The organism is Chitinophaga sp. (assembly GCF_036569185.1).
Classification (GTDB): Bacteria; Bacteroidota; Bacteroidia; order Chitinophagales; family Chitinophagaceae; genus Chitinophaga.
Window position 1 is genome coordinate 1 of the sequence record NZ_DATCRD010000181.1, and the last position, 18796, is coordinate 18796.

15 protein-coding genes and 1 tRNA gene are annotated in these 18796 nt (G+C 45.6%); 4 read left to right on the plus strand and 12 right to left on the minus strand.

The annotated features are described in order from the left end of the window. Window positions 1-35 precede the first annotated feature (35 nt). A complete protein-coding gene (locus tag VIM72_RS13820) occupies window positions 36-518 on the plus strand; it encodes a glycine-rich domain-containing protein (RefSeq protein ID WP_332003408.1) in 483 nt (160 codons plus the stop codon). A 287-nt stretch (window positions 519-805) separates the two neighbouring features. On the opposite strand, the gene VIM72_RS13825 is transcribed toward VIM72_RS13820, so the two are convergent. The 10 genes from VIM72_RS13825 to VIM72_RS13870 all read right to left on the minus strand — a co-directional run bounded on the left by VIM72_RS13825 (window position 806) and on the right by VIM72_RS13870 (window position 13628). After that, entirely contained in the window at window positions 806-1843 is a 1038-nt protein-coding gene (locus VIM72_RS13825; RefSeq protein ID WP_332003409.1) for a HipA domain-containing protein, read from the minus strand. Continuing rightward, window positions 1824-2159: a HipA N-terminal domain-containing protein gene (locus VIM72_RS13830; RefSeq protein WP_332003410.1), complete on the minus strand. Its 336-nt coding sequence runs from the start codon at window positions 2157-2159 to the stop codon at window positions 1824-1826. The genes VIM72_RS13825 and VIM72_RS13830 overlap by 20 nt, the downstream gene beginning before the upstream one ends. Then, window positions 2156-2383 carry a helix-turn-helix domain-containing protein gene (locus tag VIM72_RS13835; RefSeq protein ID WP_332003411.1) on the minus strand — a complete coding sequence of 76 codons (228 nt, stop codon included), beginning with the start codon at window positions 2381-2383 and terminating at the stop codon, window positions 2156-2158. Before VIM72_RS13835 ends, VIM72_RS13830 begins: the two co-directional genes overlap by 4 nt. Window positions 2384-2510: 127 nt before the next feature. Next, window positions 2511-4763, minus strand: coding sequence for a hypothetical protein (locus VIM72_RS13840; RefSeq protein ID WP_332003412.1), 2253 nt, complete (start codon window positions 4761-4763; stop codon window positions 2511-2513). Window positions 4764-5087: 324 nt separating this feature from the next. Next, window positions 5088-6020 carry a DUF5007 domain-containing protein gene (locus VIM72_RS13845; RefSeq protein WP_332003413.1) on the minus strand — a complete coding sequence of 311 codons (933 nt, stop codon included), beginning with the start codon at window positions 6018-6020 and terminating at the stop codon, window positions 5088-5090. A gap of 18 nt (window positions 6021-6038) precedes the next feature. Continuing rightward, the gene (locus VIM72_RS13850) at window positions 6039-6710 is read right to left on the minus strand and encodes a hypothetical protein (RefSeq protein WP_332003414.1); all 672 of its coding nucleotides are present in this window, start codon (window positions 6708-6710) and stop codon (window positions 6039-6041) included. Between the two features lie 27 nt (window positions 6711-6737). Continuing rightward, window positions 6738-8204 (minus strand): RagB/SusD family nutrient uptake outer membrane protein, encoded by a 1467-nt coding sequence (locus VIM72_RS13855; RefSeq protein WP_332003415.1) that lies wholly within the window; start codon window positions 8202-8204, stop codon window positions 6738-6740. Window positions 8205-8209: 5 nt separating this feature from the next. Further along, complete coding sequence (locus VIM72_RS13860) at window positions 8210-11755, minus strand: SusC/RagA family TonB-linked outer membrane protein (protein ID WP_332003416.1); 3546 nt, start codon at window positions 11753-11755, stop codon at window positions 8210-8212. Window positions 11756-11802: 47 nt separating this feature from the next. Continuing rightward, window positions 11803-12981: a FecR family protein gene (locus tag VIM72_RS13865; RefSeq protein ID WP_332003417.1), complete on the minus strand. Its 1179-nt coding sequence runs from the start codon at window positions 12979-12981 to the stop codon at window positions 11803-11805. 74 nt (window positions 12982-13055) lie between these two features. After that, window positions 13056-13628, minus strand: coding sequence for a sigma-70 family RNA polymerase sigma factor (locus VIM72_RS13870; RefSeq protein WP_332003418.1), 573 nt, complete (start codon window positions 13626-13628; stop codon window positions 13056-13058). A 228-nt stretch (window positions 13629-13856) separates the two neighbouring features. Between VIM72_RS13870 and VIM72_RS13875 the strand changes: the two genes are divergently transcribed. Beyond that, window positions 13857-15020, plus strand: a complete 1164-nt coding sequence (locus VIM72_RS13875; protein WP_332003419.1) for a cytochrome P450 — start codon at window positions 13857-13859, stop codon at window positions 15018-15020. On the opposite strand, the gene VIM72_RS13880 is transcribed toward VIM72_RS13875, so the two are convergent. Together VIM72_RS13880 and VIM72_RS13885 are read right to left on the minus strand one after the other, a co-directional pair. After that, a complete protein-coding gene (locus VIM72_RS13880) occupies window positions 15010-15978 on the minus strand; it encodes a terpene synthase family protein (protein ID WP_332003420.1) in 969 nt (322 codons plus the stop codon). The two genes, VIM72_RS13875 and VIM72_RS13880, sit on opposite strands and share 11 nt — an antisense overlap. Before the next feature lie 73 nt (window positions 15979-16051). Further along, window positions 16052-17809 (minus strand): hybrid sensor histidine kinase/response regulator, encoded by a 1758-nt coding sequence (locus tag VIM72_RS13885; RefSeq protein WP_332003421.1) that lies wholly within the window; start codon window positions 17807-17809, stop codon window positions 16052-16054. A 622-nt stretch (window positions 17810-18431) separates the two neighbouring features. On the opposite strand from VIM72_RS13885, the gene VIM72_RS13890 reads away from it, so the two are divergent. Beyond that, a tRNA-Asn gene (locus VIM72_RS13890) sits at window positions 18432-18505 on the plus strand. 103 nt (window positions 18506-18608) lie between these two features. Next, a partial coding sequence (locus tag VIM72_RS13895) for a dTMP kinase (protein ID WP_414648992.1) occupies window positions 18609-18796 on the plus strand: 188 nt, incomplete at its 3' end.

Genomic DNA, 18796 nt, shown 5'->3' on the forward strand with positions numbered 1-18796 from the left:
AAGTGTTGTTTTATTAACTCTACAATCTATTTAACATGGAAACAATTATTTCTTCCAATCTATTAGTGGCCCCGTTTATGAAAGATATTAATGGACTTGATTTTACAATGGTAAAACTGAAGTTGCAAGAGCCCCCTTATGAGGGATATGGTTGGTCTGCATCTCAAGCGGAAATTGCAGAAATTGAGTACAAAAGATTTCTGGCACTGAAAAGGAAATATCCGGAAAAGGACATTGTGCCTCATAGAGATGTTGATCTTTTTTGGCATCAGCACATTCTCGATACGGAGAAATATGCGAAAGATTGTGACGCAATATTTGGGTTTTTATTGCACCATTATCCTTATTTTGGAATGAATGGGCCGGAAGATGAACAAAATTTGATTAATGCATTTGAAGAAACAAAGAAGCTCTATGCTGAAACGTTCAATGTATCGTATCTCGCCAAGCCAACAAAACCAAAAAGATGTCTTGCTCCCAAATGCAGGACACAGTGTAAACCGGTAAAATGTAAATAGATCATTGGAGTTATTAAGACTAAGGTTAAATCAGGAGATGTCTGTGATAAAACTCTTTGCGATTATCTTATTTAGCTCTAATGAATCGTACAGGAATTGGTTTGGTAGTTGTTTCTCCAGCGAGCAAAAGGAAACAGCAGCAAATCCAAACGAAATATACAACCCCTGCTAAGCAAGGGTTGTATTATTTAGCGTATTTCACAAATACTATTAATCTTCACTTCTTATTTTAAATCACTATAAGATTTTCCTCCTGATTTTATGATGAGAGAGATATACTTATCCTATCACAATTCTTTAAACCCCCTCTCCGCATCATACGCCAACAGCCGTTTCCGCTGAACTAATATCTCAATATATTTATTCTTAGCTTCTTCACTTAAAAAACTATGCTGAACCATCTTAATGGCTTCGGGTGTTTTGCTGATAATTTTGTCAACCACTTGCCGGGCCAGAAGTGCAGGAATACCTGCTTTCTCAGCAAAAACGATAAAGGATACGCCGGTATACATGCCAACATCATAATAGGTTGCTTCATCATAATCTTCATCGTAGAGACCATTGTGAAGTCCCAGGTGATTATCATCAAGATGTAGTTTGGTGCATAACAAATCGTAGGCTGGTGAAAGGATATAGTCGCCCTGGCTTGTTTCCATTAGTGAAAAGTTCTTAAGGTGAGCGTCTCCGTTAGCAATAAGATAGTTAACGATCAACAGCTGAAAAAATTCTATAAGTACTACCGGGGTGGCCACTGTATATTGTTTGATTAAATTGGCAATATCGAGGTACGAAGCGTTATACTTGAAATTCACTCCTTCTCTTTCGGGTGATTTGCCCATTAGCGTAGCAAAATCCTCTAAATGATATTTACCTGTGCCATCGGGTTTATAATCGAAGCGCCTGGTCAGATAGGCGGGAGATCCATCATCAAAAAAGATTACACCGCATTCTGCTGTATTTACACCAAATACTTGTTTGGCAATCTGCATGCTTAAATGCTCGTTTGCCGGTAGATCTCCTAGTCGTTCCAACCGCTCATTTGGTATAGGTTTCAGAATGTGGGTGCCTTCTATGTCCGTTAGTTCCAGGATATTTTTTTTCTGACGTAAACTGTATTTTTCCTGTACCCCACTAATGCTGATATGTTTACGTTTTTCGTTGTATTCCCGTGTGAGTGCTGCGTTTTTGCCTGGTGGCCCAAATGGCAAAATATGTGAAACCTTCCTGGTGCGGCTTCCAAACAGGTTTGCCTCAGCCAACGGGCTGTATGTAGTGAACCCCGGCCGCAGCGTTGAAGGGCAAACATTAATTTCTGGGAGAGGCATGATCTTCCTTTATGGTTAATGGGCCAATATGATCACCATTGGCGGTGGCAAGTAAAAGCCCGAAATAGTCGTTTTCGTCAATTTTCAGTGACCGGACCTGCATCGCTTTATTAGATCCTTCGCTTAGCAGGTTAACAAAAGCCGGAAAAAGTATGTCACTTTCATAAGGTACTTCCCGTAATGGCAACGTAAGGCTAATAGGGCGGCTATCAGTTGCAGCCAGGTATTGACTGTCATATACAAAGCGGTACTTGTTTCCGTTTTTAGAAAGATATCCGGCTAACTTGTCATTATAAAAAACCTGGACTGTTTTCATTGTTCAGTATTTACAGGATGCTTTAATAACAGGTCAATACGTAATCCCAGAGGATCGATCAGCCTGATCAGCGTTTGTAATGATGGATTACCTTTGCCTTGCTCGACTAGCTGGATCGTGCGGGTACTGACACCTGATAGTGCTGCCAGTTGTGCCTGTAGTAGTCCAAGCAACTCCCGGCGCTGTTGAATCTTTTTTCCCAGATTAACGACTTCAATACGCATTATCCTTCGCTTTCAGGTAAAATTAAAGAAATAAATTCAAAAATTTCATTGAAAAGCGTATTATCCTTTGCTTTTTAGTTTCTTTATGGTCCCGTGATAAAACCGAATTAAAACCGAAGCGTTCTGTCTAGTTAGTTCTCCCCTCTCCCCCTCTCTCCACCTCCACATACTCCACCCTCTTCCCAATCAGCCCCTGCTCACTCACCCCTTCTACACTCACCTGAAATCTTCCATAAACATCCGAACAGTAAAAGCTAACTGTTGCCTCGCCATTCTCATCTGTCGCAATATCAGGCATCCAGGCAAGCGTTTTTCTAAAATCCGGGCTGCCGCCTGATTCATTAAACTGTGGAGAAATGTAATAGCCACCCGCTACCGCCAGATTGAATTTTTTTAATAATTGTTCTTCTGTAAAGGTGGGATAATGATATTTTACTTTTTGCATTTCTTCGCCGGTAAAGGCAAACGGATGCGATGTAATCTCCTGCCTGCGCTTGCCGATATACTCGCTGTATTCCTTTCCTTCTACGGGTTTGGTGCCTCCCCCGCAGGCGGGACAATTTAAGAGCCCGCATGCACCTACATAGTCTGCGGGGCCTTCCAGTTTAGCAATACTGTCGAGTTTACCAAGGTATTTGGGCCAGGCAGTTCTGGCGCCTTTGGCGGAGATCTCTACACCGGCCAATGTTTTACTGAACCGGCTGAAAACAATATTCGTATCCGTGGTGGGTATCCTTTTAAGTGATGGCGGATAATAAAAGGTTTTATTTTTTTCTGCAGCAGCGATGGCGGTAAACGGATCGGCAACACTCATTGTGAACGGCTGCCTGCTTTGTCCGGGATATTTGATATAAAGACGGTTTCCCGCCGCCAGTATAGCGGGATCCAGGAAGAAACGGCCGGCGCTGTCTGTGCTTAACAAGGTGTTGTTTTTTTCTTCTGCGTTGAATACAAAAAGCAGGTTGGGAGATGGAGGAGAATTATTCCTCCTACCCTGGAAACTTAAATTACCGGCAATGCTGTCGGTGATCACAGGTCTTGTATCAGCATTGGGTTGCCGCTGATCGCTCCACAGGTAGCTGTTTCGTTGCTGGGTAAGCAATACCAGGTCCAATGCGGTTAGCCGGTCTTTATTTTTTTCATCAAAATAGTACCCGGGATCGTCGATCCTGGCCTTCAGCTGACTGGTAAGCAGGTAATGGTCATCAATGTATTTGCTGTCATTATTATCATAAGCGTTGTAAAATATCCTTAGGCTAATCCTTGTGGCAACCGGGTTTCCTTGTTCGTTGGTTGTTTTTATTACAAGGGAAACTTTTTTCCGGGTGAGGTAATGTTGTCCGGGAAGTTGAAGACGGATGTTTAATTTTTTATCCGGGAGCACAAACACCAATCGTTTTGCCAGTGGTTGTAGTTGCTGGTCGAATAGCGTAATGGCTGCAATGCCACCGGGGCCCTGTGCTACCGGGAGTTTTACCAGCAGGCTGTCCTTGAGTAATGCGGTGGCAGCTGCCTGCATGAGGCCACGCACCTGGCTACTGATATAAATCCTCTGCGCGGCCATGCCTGGGCTGGCGGTAATGTTAAGAGAGATGCTGTCGGCGCCTGCCGGCTGTACATGCATTGTTATTCCTGTGTCTGCAGGTTTAGGAAGGGCAATAAAGCTATCTGCTACCTGTATAGTGTATGTGGCATTTTGTTGGGGAATAAGATCAAAGCTTCCCATTCCCAGGTGAGTAGTTTCAATGCGTTGTAATGGTTTTCCATCTTTAAGCAATACGCCAGCTACATGTACCGGTGCGTCGTTGCTGGTTGTTGCCTTAAATGCGATGTGGCTTTTTAACCCGGTAACGAAGGTCCCTCCCTCCGGAAATACTTCCAGCTTTACAGGCTCATTTGTTTCCGGCTGGAGTGATATGCTGCCAGCCACACGGCGCAGCGAATAGGAATCTTTGATGATGCGTACTTTGCGCAATGCATAAAACGGCCCAGGGCCTGCGGTGAAGGTATGTGCAGAATAGGCTTTCAGCCAGTAATCTCCTTCTGTAAGATGACCATCCAGGTAAATGTGACCGCTGGAAACGCCGTTGCTAACAGGGTAAAGCTGCTGCCATATTGTGCTGTCGCTCCCGGCTTTGGTTAACTTCACATACAATGTCTGATCGAATGTATACCATACGAAATGCTGCGCGTTCAGCAGGCGGGCATTGAACCAGAGATCTTCGCCAGGCTCATATACTCCACGGTCTGTTTGCAAATAAATATTCCCGGCGGGAATAACTGTTGCCGCTTCTGTTAATGCGGTGGTTAACTGTTCTGCCTGCGGAAACTGCTGGCCGCTGGAGCTAAGCGGATGCATTACCAGCAGCATAAGAGCCATAAGTACTGTCTGCCGAAATATTTCCATCTGCTTAAAATAGAAAAAATAGTCGGTAGAGCGACAGCTGTTTCCGGTAGAGATAAGTTGAGGTCCCGTTATTCATTTACGATCATCGGCTATTCCGGCAACCAGTGCTTTGCTCTTTACAATAATATCTTTAATAAAATGGGAATTTCAGTTTTCGGAGGGAATGCATTATTGCATCTGGTGTAACGCCGCGGTTAACAAAGAAAACAGGGAGTTTACTTTTCTTCCAGGTTCATTTCGATGATGGATCTTTTATCAGGGGCTGTTTCATCATCGAAACAGCCCCTGATAAAAGTGTTAATTATTATACTTCAGCTTAATAGTAACTTTCCAGATGCCTTCTTTGAGAATAGACATATCAAACCAGTAGTTGAAATAACTACCATTGATTTCGCCATTGTTATACATATCAATTCTCAAAACCTGCCCTGCCACAAAAGGCAGCGGGAACCCGGCTATCTCCAGTTCCAGGTGATCCGGGAACTCGGTGTATTTGGTCGGATTATTCAGGCCCAGGTTATGCCAGTCCTTTAAGTCCGTTACGCCCGGCGTAGAGGAGTAATCGTATCCAAACAGTAATTTCGGATCTACCGGCGTTCCATCTTTCTTTAATACATATACCAGTATTTTATTGCCGGTGTTCGATTGCCGGTCGAATGTTACATCAATACCGGTAAGATTACCGTCAATACCGGAGAAGCGGTAAGTATAGGGCAAGGCATAGCTGATATCTACTGTTAGCGCTGCCTTAATGATCTTCTCACCAGAGCTGTTTTTCACTTTTACATCTATAGTATATTTCCCTTTGGTAAGTAACAAGGTATCGGTGGCTTCAGGGTATATCAGGATATTCCCGTTCTCCGGGTTGATGTCTATTGCAGGACGGTTTACTTTTTGTCTTTTACTATCCAGCTCCTGCACTGTTTTTTCTTTCCCGGTGTATTCTGCCTGCCAGAAATAGGTATCTACCTTGTAGTTCATTACAGATTGAGCCAGCTTGCCATCCGCGGTATAAATGCCCTCAATCGTGAATTCCAGCGGCTTGGTAGACTCGTCTGTTACCATAGCGCCGGATTGTATAAGGGAGGCGCCTACGGCCACTTTAATGGAAGGATTGGTATACTTGAGCGCCGGGCTCAGGAAGCCGTCGTTTTTATCCTTGCTGCACGACATGGCAAACCCGGTAAGGGCCAGCCATATTAAGCATTTTATTTTTGCTGATATTTTCATGATAAAAGATGATTGAGATTATCTGAAATATTTCTGTTTCAATCCGGCGGCAAAGCTGGATCCGTAGGTTAATACATGTACCACGGCGTTGCCGGTAATCATATTATGCGTCTGGATGCTGCCGGTATATTTGATGGAATCTACACCAGGTATTTTCACATGCTCATATTCCAGGTAGAACGCGGATGTTTGTAAAGAGCTACCCGGGCTTACCCCGCCTCCTCTTCCGTAAATGAAAAGGCTGTCGCCGTTAAGCGCCTTGTAATATTTCTGTTTATCCTTCAGGGCCTGTTCGAGTGTTATCTGCGCATTGGGAATAATGAACCTGCCAAGTAATTTCAGCAGGGTATCTTTCCCGATAGCGTCCAGCGGCCTCAATGCCTGTCTGTCGTCAGGGTTAAAGTTCATCTGTAGCCTCATTACCGCATTGTTGGGCGCTGCGAAGAAGGTGATATTGGCCTGGTTCACCACCGATTTTGCATCGGTGAGATCTATGATTTTTACCAGGGAATCAAACATGTGATTCGACCTGCTTTTCAGGAAATCATACACCGGCATTTTCTTTTCTTCTTCAGATTGCCGTGAAAGACCACCATCTACATAGTAATCATTTTTCCTGCACGACGCCAGTACCAGCAAAGCGCCTGCTGCAAGAAGTATTGCTGTTTTCAGTGAAATAAGTTTGTTCATACTATATCTTTTCAAGAAACGGAGTAATTATTTCCAGAATTCGTTTTGTGTAATCGCGAAATTGCTTTTGGCGATGATACCCTGGTCAATAGGTAACAACCAGGCTCCTTTTTTGAACCAGTCGCCATCTGTTATTTTAGAATCTTTATCCAGCTTTCTTGTTCTTACCAGGTCAAAGAAATACTGGCCTTCGCCGATCAGTTCTTTTTTACGTTCCAACAGAATGGTGTCCTGCAGGTTGCCGCCCCCGGTGTATGGCGTGGCATATGCGCGTTCCCTCACTTTGTTGAGGAGCACTATTGCTTCTGCGGTTCTGCCAACAGCAGGCGTAGCCAGGGCTTCTGCACGTAACAGCATAATATCGGCCAGGCGGGTAACAATAATATTTGACTCGTTGATATTTTGTGAAGATGTATCTCCTTTTAACTGCAAGGTTCTGTACTTGCCAAAAAAGATCCTGTCTTCATTCACCCCCTGGAGATAAGTTTCGCGGATAAACCAGGTGAACAGCCGTGCATCGCGTGCGCCAGGAGTGAACATGGTATTGATCTGCTGCCGGGTAGGGCATAACAGGTAACGGTCGCTTCCTCCTCCTCCATCAGATTGATCTTTATACCACGGCCTTCCCAGTGTACGGTTATATACGCGGTTCTTTTGTACTTCTCTTAAATTGGCGTCGAAATTAAATTCAAAGATGCCTTCCTGCGATTTACCTATGAAAATGCTGAGCAGGTTAGAGGTGTCTGTAACCAGGCTGTAAGGTCCTTTCGTAATTACGCTGTCGCATAATTTCTCGCAACCGGCAAAATCCTGTAACCATCCCAGCACATGCGCCTTAATGGCCCAGGCGGCGCCTTTGGTGGCTCTTACAGCCCTGTCGCCGGCGCCATAATCCAGTTCCAGGTTGGCAATGGCTACATCCAGGTCTGCTTTGATCTGGTTAAATACTTCTTCCTGTGGCGTTCTGGATAGGTTATCGGTGTTAACGCTTTTCAGGTTCAACGGTACATCTCCCCAGAAACGGGCCAGGTAAAAATAAGTGAGCGCTCGTATGAAACTTGCTTCACCTATATGTCTTTTCCGCAGCGCTTCATCATAAGAAGTAATAGTGGGGATTTTTTCCAGTAACAGGTTACATTGCGCAACAGCGGTATAGAACTGGTTCCAGTTGCCGCCGCCATTATTGAATAATGCAGATGCCGTATTGGTAGCAATATTGGTTTCTACACGCACATTTGAACTCTGGGAGTAACTGGAAAATACATCTGCCCTCATATCACCCATAAGAAAAACCTTGTCTGGCACTACAGTTCGCAGCAGCGAATAGGCGCTGGCAATACCTTTTTCAACATCCGAAGCGGAAGTGATGGCATTTTCAGCAGTGGGAAGCTCTATGATTTCCGGGTCAAGTATTTTTTTACAGGAAAATAATAATGCGAGGGAGGCAAGCAACACGCATACAAGTTTGTTATTCCGGGTAGTTATTATTTTCATATTGTTTAGAATTCAAAGTTAAAACCGCAGTTGAATTTGTATGGAATGGGATAACCATTACCCAGGTCATATCCATATGGGTCTACGTTTTCAGGGTCTACGCCGCTATACTTTGTAAGGATGAACACATTGCTCATGCCGCCGTATACCCTCAGCCGCCTGATATTGATCCTGTTCAGCAGAGCGGTGGAAAAGTCGTAGCTAAGGTTCACATTGTTCAGGCGGATAAAGCTGCCGTCTTCCAGGAACATGTCGGTATTGATTTCATAGTTGCCTATGAAGTCGTAGCTCGACAAACCATAATATCTCCAGGGGTTCAGCACAGGATATTTGGCATTGGTATGTTCAGGTGTCCAGAAATCGAGGTCGGAAACATCCAGCAGGTTCCTTTGTCCGCCGGGATAGTTCACGTTTTCGCTGGCGGTCCAGCTTACACCGCGGATACGGTCGGCCTTTACTTTATTGAATACCTTGTTGCCTACAGAGTAATTGAAGAATACATCCAGCTGCAGGTTGGCGTTGTTTTTAAACCGGTAGCTGAAGCTGTGGGAGAAGCTTCCCGTAAATTTCGGATTGGGATCTCCGCAATATACCCTGTCTGAGTTATCCAGCACACCTATCCTTCCATCGCCATTTACATCCAGTATCCGGATATCGCCTGCGCGATAGGGATCCTGCGAGGTGAAACCGCTAACGTTCGGGTAAAGTCTTTTACCGGTGTATTTATTAACCGGAACAGATGCATCATCGGGATATACGCCGAGGTATTTCATGAGATAGAACCCGTTCAGGGGACGGCCAATCTGCAGGTAAGGCTGGCCTACGGCATAGTTGCTTCGCGATACGCTTCTGCCGAAATCAGGTAGCTTGGTCAGTTCATTTTTGTTGATAGCGCCAATGAAGGTCACGGAGTACTGGAAGTTTTTACCAGGCTTGGTAACATAACCGGTAATAGCTGCTTCATAGCCATAGTTGCGTACCGCACCGCTGTTGATGTACCTGGAGGCGTATCCGCTGGTGCCGTTCAGCGCATCGGGGAACAGGAAGCCGTCTGTTTTTTTATCGTAGTAGTCCAGTACCATGGTGATGCGACTGTTCAGGAATTCGAGATCCAGCCCTACGCCATGGTCCTTGGTGGTTTGCCAGGTGAGATTAGGCAGGGTAATACCATTGCCGCCTGCATAGTTGGGGGATAACAATGGAATGCCATTATAGGTGGAGTTATCGCCGCTTTTGGTAAGATAAGCGCCTACAGCCAGGTAGTTATCTTCATACTGCGTACCGGATTTTCCCATGCTGGCCCTGATCTTTCCGAAGTTTAACCAGCGGCCTATATTGTTGCGAATAAATTTTTCTTCTGTAAATACCCATCCTGCTGATGCAGAAGGGAAGTATCCCCATTGATTGTCTTTACCGAATTTGGAAGAACCATCGGCCCGGATCACGCCCTGGATCAGGTATTTTTTATTGAAGTTGTAAGACAGCCGGGAGTAGTACGACAATAATCCATACTGCAGGTTATGCGTTTCCAGTTTAAGGTTGGCCTGCGGGTAACCGAGTATCACCTGTTGCGCATCGCTGGGACCGCCGGTGGCAGCGCCATAGATGTTGTTGTTTTCACTGGTGTTGATGGTATTACCCACTACGAGATCAAAGGAATGTTTTGATTGAAAGGTATGGTATAAGCGTAGAAATGTTTCACTCAGCAGGTTTACCTTTTCCTGTGAATAATAAGAGGCCGCCGCCTTCAGGTCGGTCCGGGTGGCAGAAGGCTCAAAGGTGCGCGTACGGTAAAATTCATAGTTGCCCGATGCCCTGGAAGTAAGGTTGAGGAACTTGAATATATCGTAGCTCACCTCAAGCTGTGCCAGTGCTCTCCTGGTAAGATCAATGTTTACGCCTTTGTTATAGGATTCAAGAAAGGCGTCAAAAAATCCGCTGTTGGGACCTGGACGAAAGGACGACGAAAAGTTATTTCCTACCACGGCGGCGTTGTAGGTATCTCCTCTTTTCTGGCTCGCATCTGTCTGGCTAAGATTGGCTCTGCCGGTAATAGTTAATTTGGAAGATGGCTTGAATATACCGTTGTATGTTAATGAAAAACGGGAGAAGCCGGATCCGAGCACAATACCTTTTTCTTTGTAATAGTCCACACCCAGGCGGTAGCTGGCGTTTTCAGTAGCCCCACTGATACCGAGGTTAATGTTTTTCAGATCTGCATCACGGAAGTAAAGCTTTTGCCAGTCGGTGGAGTTGTTATAAAAGCTATTCAGGCTATCCGTTAATTCAATGGGCATATCGGTAAAACCGCCACCTACTTTGGATGATTTGTATTGATTGTACAATGCGATTTTAAAGTCGCGCTCTGCTTTTCCACCCAATGTTTTACGAAGGGAGGGATAGTAGCTCAAACCATATTGTGTGTTTAAGGATACAATAGGCTTACCGATCTTTCCGCGTTTGGTATTGATAATGATAACGCCGTTGGCGCCTCTTGATCCGTAAATGGCGGTGGCGGATGCATCTTTCAATACGTCAACAGACTCCAGGTCAAAAGGGCTGAAACCTGCCAGCACGCTGGTAATGGCCTGGCGTGGATCGGATGGGTTGAATACATCCTGTTCCAGTGGCACGCCATCAATAATGAACAGGGGCGTACTTACCACGCCGGAGTTGGCGGAGTTGGAAAAGGACGCCAGCCCCCTGATCTGCACCATGCTCCTGCCCCCGGGCATACCGGAGTTGTTCTGCACCACCAGTCCCGGCGCCAAACCCTGCAGCAGCCCTTCAATAGAGCCGGAGGGTTTATTTTGCAGTTGTGATCCTTTGATGGTGGAAATAGCCGCGGTGGTTTCCCTTCTTTTCTGGGTACCGTATCCAACGGTTACATTCACCTCCTGCAGTTGTGAGGAGGATGGTTGCAGGGTGATCAGGAGGTTTTGTAAGGTGCTCCTTACCAGCTGACCTTTAAACTCTTTGCCGGCCGTAGTTAATACGCCGTTGTTCAAACGCAGCGTTAAACTGTTGAAGCCGATGGAAGTAATAACGATGGTCGCATCTTCAGGAACGCCGTTAATGGTAAAGCGGCCGTTCTCATCTGCATTGGCGCCGCGTTTTGAGCCCTGTATCATAATAGTAGCGCCAATGATGGGCTGGTTATCCGGGCTGAGGATTCTTCCCGACAACGATACCACAGCTGCCTGCACCGGCGCCGGATGGGCCGCCGTCACCGTCACAATTTTATCGCTTATCTCAAATGTGAAAGGCTGATCTTTAAATACTTCTTCCAGTGCTTTCTGCAACGGGGCTTCTTTAATATTAACGGTCACCGGCAATGCGTTTTTAGCGAACCGGGCATCAAAAACAAAAGCGTAATTCGTTTGGGCCCTGATGGAAGCGAGCACTTGTTCAAGCCCTGCATCGGTAACTTTCAGGTTTACCTGTTGTGAGTACACAGGAGCGGCCGTTGCCAGCGAGCAGAAGGCAGCAAGCATCAGGCTGCAGGCATAACGCTTCCAATGGCCCACAAAGTGGCCACGTTTAATTTCCATAAATGTGATTTTAAAGGATTGACAGTTGGTTGATAAAAAATCGGTTATTAATGCGCGGTTAATACCCGGTTATTGCTCATTTTTAGTTTTATATCACTTGTTTTCTCTATAGCATTCAACAGCTGTGGCAGTGGTGTGCTGCGGGGCAGCTGCCCATATAATCTTGCATGGGGAAGGGATGAATAATCCACTTCAATATCATACCAGCGTTGCAGTTGGTGGGCAACGGTATGCAGGTCTGTGTCTGAAAAGTAGAACATGTCCGACATCCAGGAAATATCTTCTCTGGTATCAGTTTTACTGACTTTCAATTGGTTGTTTTCCAGTGTGGCCTGCTCACCCGGGCTAAGCACCTTTGCTGCCGTGCCATTCCGAAGATCTATCTTTATACGGCCTTCTACCAGGGTTGTTTTGGTATACGGTTCATCCGTATAGGCCTTTACGTTAAAGGCCGTGCCCAGCACTGAAATGGTTTGTTTCCCGGTTACCACTGTGAATGGGCGGCCGGCATCTGTGGCTACATCAAAATAGGCTTCACCGGTTAGCTCCACCTTTCGCTGGCCATCGCTGAAAGCGGTAGGATAACGAAGGGAGGAAGCGGCGTTTAAAGAAACCCTGGTGCCATCGGGGAGCACAATTTTATAATACTTTCCCCGTGGTGTGGTAAGGGTGTTAAATACTACTTCTGTAATTGCTGCATGGTTTTCGGGTGTGGTATAGGTAAGCGCACCTTTTCCACTGTTCACTGCCTGGGTGCCTTTTTGTTCAATAACCTGTTCTGTTGCTGCACTGTCGAGTGCTACCTGCCGGCCGTCAGACAGGGTAAGCATTACATGTGCTTTTGCTGCCGGTTGTGTTGTTGCCTGCGCAATTGCCCTGGCTGGCCTTGCCGGTGCCGGCCGGGTAAATAAATGATACGCTGCCAGCCCTAATAACAATGTTACGCAGGCGGCTGCCAACCAGGCCAATGTGGCTTTTAGCTTAAATACACTGCCGGAATGCGGCTGATTGATCTTATTAACACGCTCCAGCAGGGCATCTGCCTGGGGAGCGGTAAATACATCTTCCTTCCCTTCCGTTTGTGTTGCGCCCCATTCAAACAGGCTGTTATAAAGCTGCTTCGCTGCAGGATCCGCCAGTAAAACAAATAACTCTTCTCTCTCTTTTTCGGAGATGCTGTTATTTATGGCTTTATGGTATAAATATATTAACCGGTCTTCCTGCATAATAGCGGCTTAAAGTCTGTTCCTGTATATAAGACAGTAAAAGGGGTATAAAAGGAGATATGGAGATGAAAAAATTATTTAAAAAGACGGAAAGCCAGGAGTGATAACAGGATTGTTTCCTTTACGTACCGTGAAATAAACCTGATAGCCAGTTGGTTGTATTTCTTTACGGAGTCGGTCGACAAATTCATACGGTGGGCAATTTCCGGGTTCCTGTATCCCTGGGCCCGTAGGAGGAAAACCGTTTTCTGTTGCATGGGCAGTGCGTCAATTGCCTTATCCAGCATATCAAGGCGGTTATCGGGATGGGCCCCGGCTTCTTCCCGTAACGCATGGAGGGTATATTGTTGCTGCTTCTTTCTTTCGGCTACAACATTGGTAAGATAATTAAGGGTATGATTGCGCAGGAGAATAAAAAAGTAGGCATTGAATTGTTTCACCGAAATTAATTTTTCCCGGTCTTTCCACAGCTTCACAAATAAATCCTGCAGTATTTCCTCGGTTTGTTCCCTGGAACCGGTAATGGTATAAACAATGCGCCCGGCCTGGTTTACATAGCCGTGAAAAAGCCTGGCAAACGCATGCTGGCAACCGCCGGCGATTTGCGCCAGTATTTCTTCTTCATTGTCTATACTTCTTAACCCCATGATTTAATGACAGAATAACTTGGTTGATATGTTTGGCAATAGTAAAATAAAGGGATTAAGACAATATTAAGTATTTCATATAATATTTCCTTATGGAATTTTAGCAAAGGAATATAGTAACTTATCATGAAATTGCGTTAGGCCCGCACTGTTGTGCGGTTCCGTTATCCATGATTATTTTGGAATCCAGAATAATTCCTATAATTTAATATTCATAAATCCCTACTCATGTCAACTTCATTATCAGAGTTAACCATCTGGCACAGGAACCTGCTGGGAGAACCCGTTTATGATAAGGAATTCATGTCTTACTTCGGTGCTTCCGGTGCCTGGCAGATCTCCCGGCATAAAGATGTGGAAGCTGTTTTAAGCGATCACCAAACTTTTTCTTCCGAGTACATGCCAAAACAGGATGATAATATTTTTACCAGGAATCTTAACCTGGCAGATCCTCCACGGCATAAACTGCTCCGCTCGCTGGCTACCAAAGCGTTTTCACCGGCTATTATTGCGCAATCGGAAAGCTGGATAACGCAACAGTGTGAAGAGTTGTTGGCGCCGTGGCTGGCAGGTGGTGAAATTGATTTTGTAAACGACTTTGCATTATTGATCCCGCATCGGGTGATTTCAAAGATCCTGGGAGTGCCGGATCACGATCATGAACAGGTAAGGGTTTGGATCACCGCAGTAGCAGGTGATCCAAGGGAAATAGGCATGGAAATATTCGGGAGAAGCATGCAGGAAATGAGCGTGTTCTTCGGGGAGCTGATAAAAGAAAGAACAGCCCGCCCGCAGGCAGATCTCATCAGCCATCTCATTACTGCGGAAGCAGACGGGCAAAGACTGGAACACCTGGATATCATAGCTATGTGCGTAGCTATCTTTTTGGGAGGTTATGAAACTACCAAAAGCTCGCTGGCCAATGCGTTATTCGTATTTACCGAGTTCCCGGAAATACAGCAACACCTTGCTGCTAACCCGGGCGATATTCCTAAAGCAGTAACAGAGGCGCTGCGGCTATTGTCGCCGGTGCGCGGCTTCCCGCGAATAGCTACCCGGGATGTGGAATTATCCGGGCAGCAGATAAAGAAAGGCGACCTGGTAAACACCTGGATCAGCACGGCCAACCGCGATCATGATGTATTCCCGGCCCCTGATGTTTTTGATCTCAACAGGCCCAACCTCACCCAGGTGATGAATTTTGGTCATGGCATTCACTATTGCCTGGGCGCTCCATTGGCCCGGGTAGAAACACGTATAGCCTTTACCGTGCTTTTCAGTAAAGTGAAAAATATACGGGTGAAGGATAAGTCACAGTTACAACTGGATAAAAGCTCCCTGGTATACAGCCTGAAAGGTTTACCAGTCCTCTTTGATACCGTTAAGCCCTGACGAATTCAAAGTTATACCGCTTGGTTTCCGCCGAGCTCCAGTCGATATTACCGATCAGGATGGCGCTGAGTATCCGGATATATTTCCGGAGGTCGGCGTTATCAGGGTCCACACCGGGGAGTTCATTGGCCAGCGTTACAAAGCGGTGAATGTCTTTATCGTGGATCATCACGGTTTCCCGGATAGCGCTTTGCAGATCAGTTTGGCGTTCTTCTTTTACGATGATCACCATATTGTGCTTATCGCCGTGTTCCAGCTCTTTGGTGAGAGAGAACAGGTCGTTTGCCCAGCAAACAGCATTGCGGGCAAGCACAGTCAGTTCATGTACGGTAGGGTGGTCCAGCAGTTCCTGGCTGATATTCACTTCTTCAATAACGGAGATCATATCAGTGGAAATATGCGCGGCGCCAAGGAACTGACGGGTATTATAAAATTCCGATACAGTAGGGATTTTACCGGTAGATACGTTATCAAACTCCCATACGGCGGCCTGGAACATCATCTGCAGGCTTTGAATAAAATGCTGCTGCCATTCGGGGGTACTGATGGCCATAAGCCGTATCCATACATCATGAAAAGCGGCGAATACGCCGGTAGGCGACCCCGCATAGGTTCCGGGATGATGCAGGATGGCATTGCATTTATCGATAAACTCCAGCAGGTTATTCTTTGTTTTAATCATATCGGCCCTGTCTACCTGGTTATCCATGGCATCGTCCATTACAAAAAGCAGGCTGTTGATATCATTGGCCAGCCACAAATTTTTTTCGGATGCTTCCGGGTAAAAGCGGGCGGTCATGTAAGCGAAATTGTCGCCGAGGAATTTCTCGAAATCAGCGCCTTCATGTAGTTTGAACTGGCGGATCCAGTTGTTGGTATGCTGTTCGGTAGACGCAAGGTGTTTGTTGATTTTCGACTCAAAAGGGCAATAGAGGGCAGGGATGGTAATGGATTTCATAAAATTTTTTTTGAGGGTGATCGCAGGATAAGATACAATAAAATTTATTTTTCTGAAAGACTAACAGGCACTCCTATACGGGAATGCGCTTCGACAGGTACCGGCTGATTTGCTGGTAAAGCAGATCTGCTTTTACCGGTTTAGGCACAAACCCGTTCGCCATCTCCCTGGCTCTTTCAATAATTTCAGGATCCATTTCACCAGACACCAGGATGATAGGCGTGTATAGCAGTGTGATATCGTTCCGTATCATCTCTATAAATTCAAAACCTGTTTTATCCGGTAATGAGTAATCCAGCAGGATAAGATCCGGCAGGATCTCCCTGGCTGTTTCAAGGCCCTGCTGCGCGGTTTCAGCATGATAACAGTTGCAGCCTACCCGTTGAAGCTGCAGCTCTGTTAACCGCTTGTTGGCATAATCATCTTCTATCAGCAATACGTTTGCACCGGAAAACTGTTCAAAGGTGAGCGCAGCGGGATTATCTTCCGCGCTGGCGGCTTCGGTGGTTTCTTCCAGCGGAATATTGATGGTAAAGGTGCTGCCCCGCCCCGGCGTGCTGTTAATGGTGAGGGTGCCCTGTAGCTCTTCTATAAATGTTTTGGCCATCGACAGCCCCAGGCCGGTGCCCTCTCCTACCCGCGAGGTAGAGATGAAAGCATCAAAAATGTGTTCCTGGTTTTCGATGGAGATTCCGGGTCCCTGGTCTGCCACGTCAATGATCAGCCGGTTTTCGGACACGGATGCTCTTACCGTGATGGTAGTGTTCTTTGGTGTATGCTTAATAGCATTGGATAGCAGGTTGCTTACGGCACGGGTAAGCAGGGCTTTGTCCGACCGGATCCTGCCGGGAACGGGCTGCCTGAAATCCGTTTCAATCCGCAAACCCTTCAGCACCGCCGCCCGCTTGTAGGAATCTACCAGGAGGTTAAGCCAGTTGTACAGGGTGAAAACGGTGTAATTGGGCTTATCAAATTTACCCGCTTCTATTTTAGACATATCCAGCACATCTGTGGTCATGTCTATCATATTGCGGGAGGAAGAGTAAAGGATATGGATCAGTTCTGAAGGCACAGAAATATTTTCAGGATCTCCCTTTTCTTCGATCTGCCACACCAGTTCCCGCAGGATGCCATGCAACGGATTGATCTGGTTCCTGAAGTCGTGTGAAATGCCGTTGAGATAAATGGTTTTATACTTGTTCGCTTTGGCCAGCATACCGGTCCTTTCGTCTACACGGGTTTCCAGCTCCCTGTTGTTTTTATTGATGGCCCGTTCATAAAAGTACAGTACCGCGCCATTCATGGCCAGTACGGCGCCGGTGGCAAAAAGGTTGATCAGCTTACGGTTTACAACATTCAGCGGCAGCTGCGGGAGCAATTGGTTTTGCCATACTATTTTCAGTAGAAAGGTCATGAGCAGTACCAGGATAATAGTGCCCCAGCGGTAGGGAGTAGATTTTATGATCAGGAAGGAAGCGCCGCAGAGAAATACCGCCAATGCTTCTATATTGATGGCATCGCCCAGGATAGCCCCGTAATACATGGCGCTGGCCGATTGTATAATAAACAGGATAAAGGTGGCTGCATTGTGCCTGTGAAAATGATTTAAAACGGGGATAGCAAAATAGATGGCTCCCTGCAGCAGCCCTACTCCTGAAATCATTGGTTGCCGTGCAGTGATCCAGAGTGAGATGGAAATAATAATACAAAGGGAAGTGATCACCAGGGCAAGGGTGTTAACAATAATGATGGTCCTTTTTTTGTTTAAAGGGTCTGTTTCGTCCACTCCGGCATATCGTATGGCATTTATGAGGTTCAATAAACGATTCATAACAGGAGGTTTAAAATAGTTTTAGTATGGTTTTTCTGAGCATTTGAACACAACATGGATTAATTATTCTTAATGTTGGCATCGGGGCATAAGTAACAGTGTCTGATGATTGCTGGACGATCTATCTGAACTGACGTCTCTAATGGGTAGAACGCTTAACCGAAAGTACATATTATAAATCTATTTTAGAAACAACGGAATTATCATTCATAAAGATAAACACCTATGTAGATGCGCAAACCTGCGCGTTTTCACAATATGGCGATTAATTAATTTAATGTTATTTCTGATATTTAAAATTTGTAACGTATTAACAGAAGATAATCATGTTAAATATGTTTGGCTAGGTATTATTTATTGTCTTTCCCCATTTGTGCAGATCTCTTTCAAACCCTTTTCCACAGAGGGAAAGCTGATCAAGTCCACCTTTACTCCATTTTCATAGCAGCGATACAGGGGGCTTTATCTATCTGTACGGCTATTTCTCTTTGTATGCCACACAATAAAAATCAATATGATCTGTACATTTAATCAAATATTTAACTAGCTTTGCCGCCGATGTTTGCAAAAAAGGTAAATATCTGTTAAGACACCTTCATGTTGAATGGGCTTATCATCTTATTCCTCCTTAGCTCAGTTGGTTAGAGCATCTGACTGTTAATCAGAGGGTCGCTGGTTCAAGTCCAGCAGGGGGAGCAAAGCCTGGTATTTTACCAGGCTTTTTTATTTAAAGAAGGAGTGCTTCGCATTCCCACTCACGAAGGATTTTATTTAACTTCTGGATTAACAACATGCCATCATGGATAAAACCAGCAAATTTATAGCGGTAGAAGGTTTAGACGGCGCAGGTAAGTCAACGCAAATTGAACTGCTGACACAATACCTGGAGTCGAAAAATGAAAAAACCAGGTTTGTACATTTCCCCCGTAGCAACAAGGGAATGTTTGGTGAGCTCATTGCTAAATTCCTGCGTGGTGAATTCGGAGA